The sequence below is a fragment of the Bacillus glycinifermentans genome, assembly GCF_001042475.2.
Classification (GTDB): domain Bacteria; phylum Bacillota; class Bacilli; order Bacillales; family Bacillaceae; genus Bacillus; species Bacillus glycinifermentans.
Genome location: NZ_LECW02000035.1, coordinates 1 through 13,433, shown reverse-complemented (window position 1 = coordinate 13,433; position 13,433 = coordinate 1). Strand labels below are relative to the sequence as shown.

The 13,433-nt window shown below is 46.7% G+C and carries 12 protein-coding genes; 6 read left to right on the top strand and 6 right to left on the bottom strand.

The window, feature by feature from the left end:
• The first annotated feature begins 67 nt into the window (after positions 1 to 67).
• Positions 68 to 430 carry a winged helix-turn-helix transcriptional regulator gene (locus AB447_RS17980; protein ID WP_411801432.1) on the top strand — a complete coding sequence of 121 codons (363 nt, stop codon included), beginning with the start codon at positions 68 to 70 and terminating at the stop codon, positions 428 to 430.
• Here the strand turns inward: AB447_RS17980 and AB447_RS17975 are convergent, their stop codons facing one another.
• Positions 431 to 1,342, bottom strand: coding sequence for an alpha/beta hydrolase (locus AB447_RS17975; protein ID WP_048355108.1), 912 nt, complete (start codon positions 1,340 to 1,342; stop codon positions 431 to 433).
• A gap of 150 nt (positions 1,343 to 1,492) precedes the next feature.
• Here AB447_RS17975 and AB447_RS17970 point away from each other — a divergent pair, with 150 nt between their 5' ends.
• Genes AB447_RS17970 through AB447_RS25440 form a run of 3 tightly spaced genes read left to right on the top strand, consistent with a single transcriptional unit; the run spans position 1,493 to position 2,830 of the window.
• Complete coding sequence (locus AB447_RS17970) at positions 1,493 to 2,053, top strand: TetR/AcrR family transcriptional regulator (RefSeq protein ID WP_048355109.1); 561 nt, start codon at positions 1,493 to 1,495, stop codon at positions 2,051 to 2,053.
• Between the two features lie 13 nt (positions 2,054 to 2,066).
• Positions 2,067 to 2,396 (top strand): DMT family transporter, encoded by a 330-nt coding sequence (locus AB447_RS17965; RefSeq protein WP_048355110.1) that lies wholly within the window; start codon positions 2,067 to 2,069, stop codon positions 2,394 to 2,396.
• 14 nt (positions 2,397 to 2,410) lie between these two features.
• Positions 2,411 to 2,830 (top strand): YvaD family protein, encoded by a 420-nt coding sequence (locus AB447_RS25440; RefSeq protein ID WP_048355111.1) that lies wholly within the window; start codon positions 2,411 to 2,413, stop codon positions 2,828 to 2,830.
• On the opposite strand, the gene AB447_RS17955 is transcribed toward AB447_RS25440, so the two are convergent.
• The 3 genes from AB447_RS17955 to AB447_RS17945 all read right to left on the bottom strand — a co-directional run bounded on the left by AB447_RS17955 (position 2,766) and on the right by AB447_RS17945 (position 6,348).
• Positions 2,766 to 4,091: a nucleotide sugar dehydrogenase gene (locus AB447_RS17955; RefSeq protein ID WP_048355119.1), complete on the bottom strand. Its 1,326-nt coding sequence runs from the start codon at positions 4,089 to 4,091 to the stop codon at positions 2,766 to 2,768. The two genes, AB447_RS25440 and AB447_RS17955, sit on opposite strands and share 65 nt — an antisense overlap.
• Before the next feature lie 86 nt (positions 4,092 to 4,177).
• Positions 4,178 to 5,242, bottom strand: a complete 1,065-nt coding sequence (locus tag AB447_RS17950; protein ID WP_048355112.1) for a Gfo/Idh/MocA family protein — start codon at positions 5,240 to 5,242, stop codon at positions 4,178 to 4,180.
• A complete protein-coding gene (locus AB447_RS17945) occupies positions 5,239 to 6,348 on the bottom strand; it encodes a DegT/DnrJ/EryC1/StrS family aminotransferase (protein ID WP_048406773.1) in 1,110 nt (369 codons plus the stop codon). Before AB447_RS17945 ends, AB447_RS17950 begins: the two co-directional genes overlap by 4 nt.
• Positions 6,349 to 6,502: 154 nt before the next feature.
• On the opposite strand from AB447_RS17945, the gene AB447_RS17940 reads away from it, so the two are divergent.
• A complete protein-coding gene (locus AB447_RS17940; RefSeq protein ID WP_053071256.1) occupies positions 6,503 to 7,702 on the top strand; it encodes a glycosyltransferase family 2 protein in 1,200 nt (399 codons plus the stop codon).
• Positions 7,703 to 7,737: 35 nt separating this feature from the next.
• Here AB447_RS17940 and AB447_RS17935 read toward each other — a convergent pair whose 3' ends face one another.
• A complete protein-coding gene (locus AB447_RS17935) occupies positions 7,738 to 9,420 on the bottom strand; it encodes a glycosyltransferase (protein ID WP_479370974.1) in 1,683 nt (560 codons plus the stop codon).
• Positions 9,421 to 9,578: 158 nt separating this feature from the next.
• Complete coding sequence (locus AB447_RS17930) at positions 9,579 to 10,661, bottom strand: glycosyltransferase (RefSeq protein ID WP_048353015.1); 1,083 nt, start codon at positions 10,659 to 10,661, stop codon at positions 9,579 to 9,581.
• Between the two features lie 162 nt (positions 10,662 to 10,823).
• On the opposite strand from AB447_RS17930, the gene AB447_RS17925 reads away from it, so the two are divergent.
• Positions 10,824 to 13,100 (top strand): glycosyltransferase, encoded by a 2,277-nt coding sequence (locus AB447_RS17925; RefSeq protein ID WP_048353016.1) that lies wholly within the window; start codon positions 10,824 to 10,826, stop codon positions 13,098 to 13,100.
• The last annotated feature ends 333 nt before the right edge of the window (positions 13,101 to 13,433 follow it).

Sequence of the window (13,433 nt, the reverse complement as noted above, 5' to 3'; positions counted from 1 at the left end):
ATAAAAGATAAAAAGTACGCACATTTTTGTTGGATAGTATCATTTTTTATACTAAGGAGAGATGAAGATGGCAGACTGTAAAGGACCGGCCGGATATTCATGCCCGGTTGAAGCGACGATTGACATTATCGGCGGCAAATGGAAAAGCGTGATCCTGTTTCATTTAATAGACGGGAAAAAGCGTTTTAACGAGCTGCGCCGCTTAATCCCGAAAGTGACGCAAAGAATGCTGACCCTGCAGCTTCGCGAGCTGGAGCGCGACGGCATCGTTCACCGCGAAATTTATAAGCAGGTTCCCCCAAAAGTCGAATACCGTTTAACCGAATTCGGCCAGACGTTAATTCCGATCATCAACCAAATGATGAGCTGGGGAGTGTCGCATGCCGATAAAATCGAAGAAGCGCGCAAACAATCGGCGGCTGCCGAGTAACTATTTGACCGGTTCAACCTGCAGTAAAAAGTCTTGAATCCTCCGGATATACTCTTCGGGGTTTTGGCGAAATCCTCCGACGTGTCCCGCTCCTTCGATCAAATACAGCTTCTTGATTCCCGTTTTCCGCTCGTACAGGCTTTCGGCCATTTGCGGCGGGACGAGCTGATCATTTTTGCCGTGGATAATGAACAGCGGCGTATCCGTCTCTTCAAGATCGCGGACCGGGGAAATGTCGGCAAGGCTCCAGCCGTGACGCCGTTTAATCAGCCTGCTCGTCAGCGGAATGAGAAACGGCACAACCAGCTTGACGGCCCCTTTCAGCTGGTAGCGGCAAAGCTCTGTTAAATCGCTGAAACACGAATCCGCGATGCAAAATCGAATCCTCTCATCCTGTTTCATCAGTTCAACGGCGGCCGCCGCTCCGAGCGATTCGCCGAGCACACCGACAAAGACGCCTTTGCCGAGCTTGTTTTCAAGCTCATCTGCCCACATCGCCAAATCGTTCTTTTCATAATATCCGTAGGAAACATGCGAACCGCCGCTTAATCCGTGGCATCTGCTGTCGCAAAGCAGCACATGATAGCCGAGCGACTGGAACAGCTCAACATATTTATAGCCCCCAAACAGCGACCATTTAATGCCATGGGCGATAATCACGGCTTTCCGGCTGTCCGGAGCCGGGAAATACAGCGCATGAAGCCGGCAGCCGTCCTCAGCAGTCAAAAAAAGCTCCTCTTTGTCGTGCGACCGATACACATCGTCAATAATCTCCCCATTTCTGACCCCGCTGAAAAATGTTTCTTCATAGCTGCTCCTGTTTGGCATCACAAACAAATAGCTGACAATGAGACTGACGGCAAAAATGCTGATCCCCAGCCCCAAGACGATCAACGATATTCCGATCCACACGGCCCTCACCCTTTAAGCACTGTTTTACCACATTGTATTCTGAATTGATCTGGGCGTGAGTGAGAAGAATTTTACATTTGTCCAATTCCGGGTTACAATACCTTTGGTACCAAAAAGTTTTTATCAGTACCAGAAAGGGGACAAACAGGAATGAAAGAACGAATGCTGAAAGAAACAATTCATCTCATTAGGCAAAAAGGCTTCACCTTTACGATGGGCGATTTAGCGAAACAACTGGCCGTCAGCAAACGCACGATTTATGAATGCTTCGCATCAAAAGATGACCTTGTAGCCGAAGTCATCGATCATGTCGTCTCACAGATTAAAGAAAAAGAGCAAGCCATCGCAGCTAATGAACAGCTTGGCACCATAGAAAAAATTGAACAAATTTTGATTGCCGTTCCCGCCGATTTTGAATTCATGGATATTCGCCTATTGACGGAATTGAAAAAATATCACTATGACCAATGGCTGAAGCTCGATTCGTTCTTAAAGGACGATTGGGCCGTTGTAGAAGATCTGTTCAACCAGGGAATGGCGCAAGGAATCATCAAAGAGATCGATTTGCCGTTATTCATTCACATGTATACAGGGAGCCTGAATCAGATTTATGATCCAGCTTCTTCTTTGAAAAGCCGCTTTACGATGGGAGAGATGCTGAAGTCCGCCGTCGATATTTTGATACACGGGATCAGCACAAAACAAGATTAGAGGAGGAATCGATGTGCACTGGCTTTATTTATGTTTAGCGGTCTTGTTTGAAACGGCGGGAACGGTCAGCATGAAGCTGTCGAACGGCTTTTCAAAGGTGGTTCCGAGCGTTCTTCTGCTTGCATTTTACGGTGCAAGCTTGACGTTTTTGACGCTCACCCTGAAAACGATGGACGTTTCCGTTGCTTATGCCGTTTGGTCCGGGGTCGGAATCGTCTTGATTTCGCTGATCGGTTTTCTTTTTTTAGGTGAAAGCGTCAGTATCGTGAAGGCCGTTTCTATCATTCTGATTATCACCGGAGTCGTCGCATTGAATATAACAGAGCACCGGCCAATCAATTGAATCGGGAGGAAACCGTGAAATATTTGAAACCATTTTTGTTTGTTACAGATATCGGCTTTATTTTATATTGGTTCATTACGTTTTTTCACCTCATTCCGGCAAACGCGGCGTTTAAGGATTATGACGATCCGGTCGTCATCGCTTGGAACTGGTCGTTTTTGCCGCTGGATATTTTGATTTCGATCAGCGGGCTCGCCAGCTTATATTTGCATAAAAAAAAGCGGCCGTTATGGAAAAGCGCCGCCCTGGTCTCCCTTGTGTTAACATTCTGCTCCGGCCTGCAAGCGATCGCCTTTTGGCTGTTCAGCGGAGATTTCGATCCGCTCTGGTGGTCGTTCAACCTGTTTCTCATGATATATCCGTTATATTTCATTCGTTTTCTGCTGACGGATGACACGGCTGTGAAAGACCGTTTCCGAGCTGAACGACTTTAGCGTTTCCTGAGCTGTCTGTTAAAATTCCCCTCGTATCAAAGATGACTTTTGCGTATTGCAAAAGGAGTTCTTTTGGCAGTTCGGCGTGGTCCGTCAAAATGACGATACAGTCGTAATCCTTCAGCGTTTCGGAATTAATCGGTTGACTGAAAAACGTCTTTCCGCCGATACGAAGCTCTGGAACATGCGGATCGTGATAGGAAACCTCCGCACCCGTCCCGACGAGCTTCTCGATGATGTCGAGCGATTTTGATTCGCGCACGTCCGCGACATTTCGTTTATAGGTGACGCCGTAGATGAGAATGTTCGCTTCTGTTGTGTTTTCTTTTTGCGCCAATTGCAGCGAGCGTTCGGCAATATAGCGAACGATCCTTTCGTTCATCTCTTCCGAAAGGCGAATGAAGTCGCTTGAGATGCCTTTTTTTCCGATGATAAATTGCAAATATAAAGGGTCGACCGGAATGCAGTGACCGCCGATTCCCGGACCCGGATAAAACGCAGCAAATCCGTATGGCTTCGTGCTTGCCGCCCTGATGACTTCCCATACGTCAACACCTAGCTTGTCGCAGATCATCGCAAATTCGTTAATAAATGAAATGTTGATGAACCGGTATGTGTTTTCGAGCAGCTTTGTCAGCTCGGCCGTTTCAGGAGATGTGACCGGAACGACTTCCTGATAGATGCTGGTGTATAACTGATAGACTTGATCCCGGCAGGCGTCCGTCGCTCCCCCGACAACTTTCGGAACGACTTCGATCGGAAACTTGTTGCCGGGATCGACGCGTTCCGGGGAATAGGCAAGATAAAAATCCTTCCCGCACACCAGGCCGCTTTTTTCCAAAATCGGTTTGACGAGATCTTTCGTCGTGCCCGGGTATGTCGAGCTTTCCAAGACAACAAGCTGGCCTTTTTGCAGATGCTCTCTGATCGATTCCGCCGCTTTTGTCACGTAGTCCAAGTTCGGAGCCGATTCATCGTCCAAAGGCGTCGGCACGCAAATGATCACCGCCTCGGCTTTTCTGATCAGCCCGTAGTCAGCGTCAGGCCGAAAAGAGCCGCTCGTAATGGCGCTCTTGATCGTTTCTCCTTTTATATCAGAAATATAGCTGTTCCCGGCTTTTAAAGATTTGATTTTCGTTTCGTCCAAATCGATGCCAATGACAGAAAACCCTTTTGATATCAGCAGCATAGACAAGGGCAGACCGACAAACCCCAGGCCTATGACAGCTATCGTCCGGTGTTGCTGTTCTTGATTGTTCATGTATTTAATCGCCCCTTCATACATTCCTTTAATAAAATATGTTTTATCTCTTTTTTTGAAAGGGACGGTTTACCGATTTGCGACACCTATTTCTTTCTCATGTCTGCTGTTTGAAATGATGGAAGGGGGAGGTGCACCACTTCCTTTGTCAGTGCGGATTGATAGATTCCGAATATCGTTTCCAGCGCTTTTTTTCCTTCGCTGCCGTCAACCAGGAGCGGGTCGTCCGCGCAGATGGAGCGGATGAAGTTGTCGTACATCGCCTCCTGTTCGCCCCGGAGGTCATTCAGCTTTTCCGCTTCTTCCCTATCCGTCTCTTCCCCTGCAATATACCAGCGGCTGATCCGGTTTAATGACGGGCCTTCCAACGATATCGAACCGTTTTCCCCGAAAATGGACAGCGAGCTTCCAAGATTGTTCGGCTGTGTAATGATGTTGGCTTCTATGACGCCTTTTGCCTGATTGGCAAACGTCAGGATGCCTGCTGCTACGTCTTCCGTTTCTTTCCCTGGCGAAGCAGTCAGGATATCGCCGTATGCGCTTGTCACGTCTCCTAAAAACCATTGCAGAAGGTCGATCAGATGGATTCCCTGATTGATGAGCATCCCCCCGTCTTTTTCCCAATTCCCGCGCCATGAAGCCTCTGCGTAGTAAGCTGGAGACCGGTTGAGCCGGAGCGCAGCCGTACCTAAGTACAGCTTCCCTAATTTTCCCTCTTCAATCGTTTCTTTTATTTTTTTCATGATCGGCCGATGACGCATTTGATGGCAGACCATGAGCTTACGTTTTTTCTCTTTCGCCAGCCGGATAAGCTCATCGGCCTTCTCGAGCGACAGTGTCATCGGTTTTTCGAGAATGACATGCTTTTCGGCCAGTATCGATCGTTTCGCCATTTCGGCGTGAAGACCCGAAACGGCCGCAACGATTACCGCATCGATCGACGGATCGGCCAGCATGTCGGTATATTCCCGATAGCGGGCGACCTCAGGCTTTAAGCCTCTCAACGACTGATAGTAGTCAGCTGCTTCGGCCATTCGCTCTTCGGTTACATCGCTGATGGCTGCAAGCTCTGCTTCAGGGCACCCGCTTAAGGTGAACAGGTGTTTTTTGGATATATAGCCGCAGCCGATCAGTCCAAATCGAATCGTCACGTCTCCCCTCCCCCTTTTGCTAGCAGCACGGAGATGATCTGATCCTGTTCATCGCTTGTAAGGAAAGGGTCCATCGGAATCGCAAAAAGCGTGTCAGACAATGATTCGGCCACCGGGAAATCTCCTTTTTTGTATTGCAATGAAGAGTAGACATCCTGAAGATGAAGACAGCAAGGATAGTATATGCCTGAATGGATCTGCCGGGTGTCCAGCGCCTGCATGATCTCTTCGCGGTTTTCTGCCCCGATGCAGAAGAGGTGGTAGATGTGGGATCGGTCTTCTTTTTCTGTCGGCAGCGTCAGATGTGAGGCCTCTTTCAATGCCTCCCGGTACTTGCCGGCGACCTTTCTTCTTTGTTCATTCCAGCCGTCGATTTTTTCAAGCAGAATGAGCAAGGCGGCCGCGTGCAGTTCATCAAGCCGGCTGTTAAAACCGATTTTGTCGTGAAAGTATTTTTTGCTTGTACCATGCGTTCTGAGCGTCCTTACACGTCTGGCTGCTTCAGGGTCGGACATTGTCACCATTCCCCCGTCGCCCAGCGTGCCTAAATTTTTCGTAGGAAAAAATGAGAAACAGGCCGCATCCCCGATGCTGCCTGCGGGACGGCCTTTGTATTCCGCGCCGAAGGCCTGGCAGGCGTCTTCAATCACAATCAGTCCGTGCTTTTTGGCGATCGCATTGATCTCGTCCATATCAGCCGGCTGGCCGAAAATATGAACGGGAATGATCGCTTTTGTAGCCGGTGTGATGTTTTCTTCTATTTTTGCCGGATCGAGATTGTATGTGCCGCGGTCGACGTCTGCAAACACAGGGGTCGCCCCGACCCTTGAGACAGCTTCTGCGGTTGCGAAAAAGGTGAACGGCGTTGTGATCACTTCATCCCCCTTTCCGATGCCGAACGCTTTCAGCGTCAGCACTAAAGCATCCGTTCCGTTTGCCACCGCCACGGCATCCCGCACGCCGAGCTTTTCGGCCGTTTTCTTCTCCAGCTCTTTGACTTTCGGCCCCAATATATACTGCCCGCTGTCCAATACCCGCTCAAACTCTTTTAACATATCTTGTTTTACCGTTTGAAACTGCCGTTTCAAATTGATTAACGGGATCATCCCGATTCCTCCTTCAAGAGAAAGTTCCCAATAATTTATGTGTGACGTTCCGAACTTGTCACGGCTGTAGCGGCGAAAAGCCCATATCAGCAAAATGAAGAACAACATAATCTATCAAGAGGGTTTGAAAATTTGAAGCTAAAGAGGGATGCAAATGAGGGATGTCGGAATTGTCATGCCCGTGTATAAACAGAATCATGACTATTTGAAACTTGCGCTAAAATCGGTGCTTGAGCAAAGCTTTACAAACTATTATTTTGTCGTCGTATCTGACGGGGCACCGGCCGATCATATCGAGATCATCAAACGCGAAACCGAAGGAGACGGAAGAGTTCATCTGATTGAAAAGGAGAAAAATGAAGGGATCGCAACAGCATTAAATACCGGTTTCAACTATTTGCAGAAGTTTGAATCGATTCGTTACTTAACATGGGTGTCCAGCGATAATGTGTATGATCCGGAATTTATCGAAAAGCATCGGAACGCGCTGGAAAACGCGCCGGAAAACGTCGGTTTATCCTACAGCAATTTTCACCATATTGACCACAAAGGCACCATCCTAAGAGAGCAATTTTCCAATTATCAGGGGCAGCCGAAGGAAACGCTGCTTGATAATTGCTTTATCGGCGCCTCTTTTATGTACACATCAAAAGCGGCGGCAAAAACGGGCGGATATCAGCTGTGGCCCGTCGAAGATTATGAATATTGGCTGCGGCTGACCGAACATTGCGATATTGTGTACATTCCGGAGGTGTTTGCGGCGTACCGGGTCAATTCCCCATTGAGCGTATCGGCGCAGCTAAGGCACTCAAAGGAGCAGCATCGCAGATTTCGCCATGCGCTAAACCTTGCAAAGCTCGAGGCCAGAAAGCGGCGGAACATTCCGTGTGAGCTGACGGTCATCTATCCGGTTTCTGACGGATCTCTGCAAACGATCGATCAACTGGAGCGGCTCCTTGAACAGACGTTCAGCAATTATCAGATTACAGTGCTTGATACAACGCCTGATCAATCGGCGTCCAAAGCGCTTAAAGGAATTGAAGATCCGCGGCTGACCTTTCTCCATATTCCGGGTGCCTCTGAAGACACCGCTATTTTAACCGGAATCCAAAATGCCGATGCACCGCTCTCCATGCTTTACGGAAAAGGCGCTTTTCCTTCGAATCACGTGATGCTGAATCGTTTGTTTCATTATTATCTTCAATACAAAGCGAGGGGCGCCGACGCAAAGCATATCATCTTTTTTGTCAACGATAAAGGGCAAGTCAGCCATCGTGCCGTCCTCCCGGAAAACGAACCGGCATTCGGCCAGATATATCATACGGAAACGCTTGACGGCATTTTAAAGAAATGACAAATATCCCTCTGAATTCAGAGGGATATTGACTTTCACCCTTTTTTGAGTTTTTTTATCATGCGTAAGAATTCTTCTGCGTATTTGTCCGGAGAAAAATTCGTTTCAATGTGTTTGACGGCATTTTGTCTGATCTCTTCTCTTAAAGCTAGATTATCCATCAATTCTTTCCCTTCTTTGACCGCTTCTTCAATGCTGCCTGACGGATAGAATTTCCCCGTCACGTTGTGGTCGATAAAATTGCGCACGCCGTCCGAGTCCGAAGACAGGACGGGGCATCTGCAAACCATGGCTTCTAGAACCGCATACCCGAACCCTTCCACTTTTGATGTAGAACACAAAAAGCCGCCGGAATCGCCGATGATGGAGAGGTATTCCGCCATTTTACGATGGGGCTGATTGGCAAAAATCTCAACATTCCGGCTGATATTCAGCTCTTTGAGTTTTTGTTCAAAGGCGTTTCTCTCCGTTGCTCTCGATAAGGTACTGTCTTCGAACATCCATAGCTTGACCGCAGGATTTTCTTTGATAAATTCCGCTCCGATCAACAAAAACTCCCGCCAGTTTTTATTGTCTTCAAGCCTCCCCACCCAGCCGATCACCGGTTTTTTTTCTAAAGGATGGACTTGATAGTGAAATTCTTTCGTATGAAAACAATTTTGCAAACAAAACTTTTTCTTAGCTGGAAAATACGTATTGATCGCTTTGACGAGGTGCGGCGTCGGCGGGTGCAGTACGGCGTCACATTCCTTCTGAACTACCTCGTAAGCGAAATGTTTAATATATTGGCCGATGTATTCCTTGTTGATCCCCGCCCCTTGAATTTCATAAATCAGAATCCCTTGGTATCCGAGATTGCGCAGTCTTTTCGCCAGCCGAACATCCGAGCTGACGACGATCGCGTCATAATTCCCCTCATACATGATCTGTTTAATTTCTTCATCACTGTTCGTGACAAAGATTGACGTATCGAGCTCATTTTGCAGACCGATCCCGTCTGTTGTGTATAAAAAATGACAGTTAACCATATGTTTAGCCAATCCATAGTAGCGCTGCCTGTTTAGCGTTTCAATCCCTCCGCTCGGTACGATGTACGCAAACAGGATGTTTAGCGGAGCCGGCGAATGAGACGTCTGCCATTTCGCTTTTACAATCGTTCCGTGAAGATGATTGACCGAATCTCTGACCGTGTCCCCAGCTCCTTCGTCCAATTTCCAATACCTGAAAAGGCCTGATTCATCTCCGTGAAGTTTCTGATTGATGTGCCGTTTGAGCTCCGCTTGTGTTTTTGCTGCCTTCCACACTCTTATTTCTTTCAGGCCTCCCTCATAAAAGCCGCCCGTCTTCATTCCCCCGAACACGCCTGACGGAACCGCCGCATCGCTTCGGCTGACAGTACCCTTTGCGGCAAACGCTCCATTGATATAAATGGACGGCACTTTATCATCATATACAACAGCGATGTGCATCCAATCATAGAGCGACGCGGCACAATGCAAAACAGCGGCCAGGTCGTCTGCTGTATGCTCATATATGACAACGCCGTCCGTTCCAACGGCCACACCCACACCGGCCCGTGAATCATCGCCGTCCCCATAGGCTCCGGAAATCGGCGTAACGGCGAACCGGAAATCGTGTAAAGTCTCAGCCTCAGGCTTTGCCCAAAACTCGATCGTGAACGTATTTTCCAATGCTGTCAATAACGGCTCATCCGTTATGATCCTGGCACGGCCGCCAAATGAAAGGTAGATATCGCGCAGCTTTGAGCCCTCCTTCGTTATTCAGCTTGATTTGGAATAATTTATGATGTCGCGCTGCAAATTGCCACCCGCCGCATAAAAGAAAGCCTACTTTTTAAAAGTAAGCTTTTCCCCGATTATTTTTTTATGCCTAATTTTCCTTCAAGCAACTGTTTATTATGAAGGACGGACTTATCCTCCGGACGATATTTTCTGGCCTCTTCATTATGTTCATATGACTTTTCAAAATCTCCCAAGTTGTAATAGCACACACACATTTGCAAGTGCGGATACCACGTGTAATACGCCGGATAGCTAAAGCTCCATTTGTTTGAGTCTGGAACCTGCTTTGTCGCCTGATCATACCAATAAATCGCCGCCTGATATTCCCGCCTGCGCTGAAAGTTGTAGCCGATCCGGCTGCACGTCTCCGCGCGCGGCGTTTTCGAAAATTCAAACGACTGGAACAGCGATCTGAGCTCATTTTCCAAATCCCCGAGATAGCGGTAGCAGTCCGCTTTATTGATGCAGGCGTATACTTTGTCCTCAATCCATCCTTCCTTCATTTCAATATTTTTATTATAGCTTTCGATCGCCTTCTCATAATGCCCGTTCTCTCTTAATTCGTTTCCGTAGTAAAAATGGTCTCTCGGAGAAAACGCATCGCCGCGGTCAATTTTCGTTTGATAAATATTGAGATTCCGTCCGACGGAATGGCGGATTTTCTTATGCGTTACGGAAATATCAGCATTGATGATGTTGCCGTAAACCTCCAGGTACTGGTGGCAGTCGCCTTTCCATTTAAAATTTTTCTCGCGTTTAACCAGGCGGTTGCGGCGGTATCGTAACGTGACGTTTCCGAATTCATCCGTTCCGGCGTCATAATACATCGAAACCGAATCAACGGACGGATCGAGCGTCTCTTTTAATTCTTTTAATTTCTTGCGGTCTTTCTCAAGCAGGACATCATCTGCATCAAGATATAGAATGTAATCTTTCGTGGCATACTTAAACGATTCATTCCTGGCGGCTGCAAAATCGCCGATCCACTCAAAGAAAAAGACGCGGTCTGTGTATTGTTTCGCAATCTCCACCGTTTTATCGGTCGATCCCGTATCGACGATATTGATTTCGTCTACGATGTCTTTTACGGTATCAAGACATCTTGCCAATACTTCTTCTTCATTTTTAACAATCATACATAGGCTGATTGTGATCAAACCGTTCACTCCTTCATCTTTATTTTCACTTCAATAGATTATGAGAGCATGATGCTTCTTGTTTGTGTCCTTATCATGAATCAATGGATCACCCGGAAACTTCTTTCTATTTGTGAATATAGATATTATTAGTGTAATTCAACGTCTAACAGGAGGATTTTGATGACCCAAAACAATGAATTGGAACTGCTGTTGTGTTCACTCGATCTCGCTGTTACGGAAAGCGGCATCATGGAAATGATAGATGAAAACAGGTGGGACGAAGCTGAACGGCTGATTGAGGAGAAAATGAAAACCGATCCATTCGAGATTGCCTCGTTGGTCAGTTTAGGTTTTATCAATGAGAAAAAGCTCCGCATTCAAGAAGCCTGTGAATGGTATGATGATGCCGCTCTTTTTATGGATAAAGTACAGAAAGAAAAACTGTTTCGGGAGAAAATCGGACTTTTTCGAAGCGTCGAAAGCCTTCGGCCGAAAATCGTCTTTTTTGTCAAACCCGGTTTAGATACGTTTATACACCCTGTAGCCAAACATCTACCAAAATCATACAGAACACTTAAACTGATCATCACAGATCTCAGACAAATCGACAACGGGATGAAGTGGGCGGACATTTGCTGGTTTGAATGGTGCGACAACCTAACCATTTACGGAAGCAAACTGCCTCTCGCTCATGAAAAAACATTAATTTGCAGGCTTCACAGTTATGAGGCTTTTACATCGTATCCTTATCAGGTTCGCTGGGATGTCATTGATCAGGTCATTTTTGACGGTAAGCATATGGAGGAATACATCGTCAAGCAAGTGAAAAGCCTGGATAAAACGAAGACCGTGACGATTCCAAACGGAGTTGACTTAGAGCGGTATACGTATAGAGAACGCGAAAAAGGGTTTCATATCGCCTATGTCGGATTCATCAATTATAAAAAAGGACCCATGCTGCTTCTGCATGCGTTTAAAGCCATCCATGACAAAGATCCAAGATACAAGCTATTTATTGCCGGCCGATACCAAGACATCCGCTATCAATTATATTTTCAGCAAATGATCGAGGAATTCGGCCTTACAGACAGCATTCAAATCGACGGCTGGCAAAGCGATATTAATCAATACTTGGAAGATAAGCATTACCTGATTTCGACAAGCCTTTTAGAAAGCCAGCAAATGTCGGTAATGGAAGCAATGGCAAAAGGGCTGAAACCGCTCGTTCACAATTTTTACGGGGCCAAAACGATCTATGATGAATCCTATGTATGGAATACGATTGATGAACTCGTCGAAATGGTCACTGAAGACGACTATTCATCAAATCAATACCGCGCCTTTATCGAAGAACATTATTCATTAGAAAAACAAATGAAAACAATTGACGAAACCGTCTCCCGATTTGCCAAACCCGCAAAAACAAAAACCCGGACAGCCTTCCTGAATCCGCCTAAAATCACGGTCGGCATCGTCAATTACAACTATGCCCGTTTTTTGGAACAATGCCTTCAATCTGTGCTCAATCAAACGCACCCGAACATCGAAATCATCATCGCAGATGACTGTTCTACAGACGACTCGCTTGACATCATCAATGCATATCAAGACAAATACCCCCATATCAAGGCTATATGCCATCGCGAAAATTCCGGCATGGCGGATACGGCATTTGCAGAAATTTTTGAAGAAGCTTCTGGAGAATATGTTATGCCTATCAGCGCGGATGACTATTTGGCGCATGAAGAAGTGCTCGCTGATTTTATCACATATTTTCTTGAACAAGAGGATTTGGATTATGTGTACGGCGACTTTTTGCTCGTCGATAAGAACGGAAATCGAATCGGGAGCTGGATCTATCAACCTTATACAGATGATGAAACCGTCCGCAAGACCTTTGAAAGAAGCGGTTCCGGCGTTTATCCAATGGTCGGCCTATACAAACTGTCTTTTTACCGGAAGCATCACTACTCCTGGGTGGTCGATCCCAAAAATCCATATGCCGGTGACGCGCTCAACAGCATCGTAAACATCAAACGCGGCTGGAAACGCCGATACGTTCACAAACCTGCCTATTGCTACCGCAGGCACCAGGATAATTTCACCTACAATGTCGCTAAACGAATTCCATCTATTATTTATGTAATAGAGTATATCATCAACCATTTCAGCGAAGAAATCTACCTGCCGAACATCAAATGGAATGAACTGGAGCCGCGGGAGCGAGCCGCACTGAAGTACTACACGCTTGGAAAAGTCTATGCGGACACTGCAATTGATTACCAAAGCAATAGCTTTACACAGCATCTTGATCAGGAAGAGAGGAAAAAGTGCGTCAAACCGCTGATTGAAAAAATGGAGCACTACTTTGATTTGAGTTTAAGCTCCGGTGGTGAAACATATAAACAAAACATTGATGATATAAAAATGAATATCAAACATTTACTGACAATTTGATTGATCAATAAAAAGAAAGGATTGCCTTAGCTTATCGGCAGTCCTTTTTTAAGTGAAGTATTTCTTTCAGTACATAAAAAGAGGCGCATGAAAACCGAAGCTTTCATACACCCCTTAAAACTTTCCCCGATTCCAAATAGACAAACCAGTTAGAAAACAAGCTATATAGCAGCTAAATTGTGGTTATGCGCCTGTAGGGCCAGTTGGACCGGTTGGACCGGTTGGACCGGTCGCTCCTGTCGGGCCGGTTGCTCCCGTCGGACCGGTTGCTCCTGTTGGACCTGTCGCTCCCGTCGGACCGGTTGCTCCTGTCGGACCTGTCGCTCCTGTTGG

What these genes read in the sequence shown, in the direction of transcription:
- AB447_RS17955 (WP_048355119.1), bottom strand. Translation starts at nt 4,091, where the DNA reads ATGAACAATCAAGAACAGCAACACCGGACGATAGCTGTCATAGGCCTG.
- AB447_RS17970 (WP_048355109.1), top strand. Translation starts at nt 1,493, where the DNA reads ATGAAAGAACGAATGCTGAAAGAAACAATTCATCTCATTAGGCAAAAA.
- AB447_RS17925 (WP_048353016.1), top strand. Translation starts at nt 10,824, where the DNA reads ATGACCCAAAACAATGAATTGGAACTGCTGTTGTGTTCACTCGATCTC.
- AB447_RS17945 (WP_048406773.1), bottom strand. Translation starts at nt 6,348, where the DNA reads ATGATCCCGTTAATCAATTTGAAACGGCAGTTTCAAACGGTAAAACAA.
- AB447_RS17940 (WP_053071256.1), top strand. Translation starts at nt 6,503, where the DNA reads ATGAGGGATGTCGGAATTGTCATGCCCGTGTATAAACAGAATCATGAC.
- AB447_RS17980 (WP_411801432.1), top strand. Translation starts at nt 68, where the DNA reads ATGGCAGACTGTAAAGGACCGGCCGGATATTCATGCCCGGTTGAAGCG.